Source organism: Herbiconiux daphne (assembly GCF_024979295.1).
Lineage (GTDB): Bacteria > Actinomycetota > Actinomycetes > Actinomycetales > Microbacteriaceae > Herbiconiux > Herbiconiux daphnes.
Map to the genome: position 1 here is coordinate 1 of NZ_JANLCJ010000275.1, position 816 is coordinate 816.

The window sequence follows — 816 nt, forward strand, 5'->3', positions numbered from 1 at the left end:
AAGCGGTTACAATGAGAGTTTTCTAATCATAACATTATCAAAGTATAATCGACAAAGTTCGTAATTCTTGGTACTCTATTCACGTAGCAAAACGAATCATTCGTAACGCTAACACTAAATAAAGTCCTATAGAAATAGGCAGAATGGAGATACAAAATGTTTGAAAAATTTAACACACGCCGTCAAGCTACACCTAGAGAAAAGTTTGAATCACGCTATCCAGACCTTGATTTTGATTTACCTTTAATCAAGACCGCGGATATTATGGGAGAAGAAGAAACCAAGATTTTTCCAATTTTAGCAATTTTCAGCTTTGATAGTGTGGATTCTTTCACAAATAAGAAAGAACAAAAAGTGAAGTTGTACCTTGAAGAAGGTGCCGTAATTCTTCACAAAACGAACCAATCAGCGCCTTTCTACAAAATTGATGAGGATATTCAGATTGCAAAGGCGATTCGTGACGGTCTAGCTAGCGTCAAGATTACGCAAAAAGCTATCTTAATTGGTGGCGAATTGAAAACACAATTCATCTATGATATTGCGGATAGCGAGAAATAATCATGGAAGTATTAGGCAAGAGAATGAGGGCTTTCCGCAAGGAGGCTCTCAATCTTACTTTACAGGAAGTTGCACAAATCAGCGGTGCAAAATACACAACACTAGCTAGCTTTGAGGTTGGAAAGTCTTCAAATCTAAGTAACGTCAATTACTATATCAAGTGTGCTGAAAAAACTCTTGATGAAAACCAAGTCCACACCTATTTACATGAGATTGAAGAAATTGTAATGGACTATACCAAGGAGGTTCTAATTTGTT

Annotated in this window: 2 protein-coding genes; both read left to right on the forward strand. The window is 36.4% G+C overall.

Annotation, left to right across the window (positions count from 1 at the left end):
• Positions 1–156: 156 nt before the first annotated feature.
• The gene (locus N1032_RS24595) at positions 157–558 is read left to right on the forward strand and encodes a hypothetical protein (RefSeq protein ID WP_259543143.1); all 402 of its coding nucleotides are present in this window, start codon (positions 157–159) and stop codon (positions 556–558) included.
• 2 nt (positions 559–560) lie between these two features.
• On the forward strand, positions 561–816 hold a 256-nt coding region (locus N1032_RS24600), incomplete at its 3' end, for a helix-turn-helix domain-containing protein (protein ID WP_259543145.1).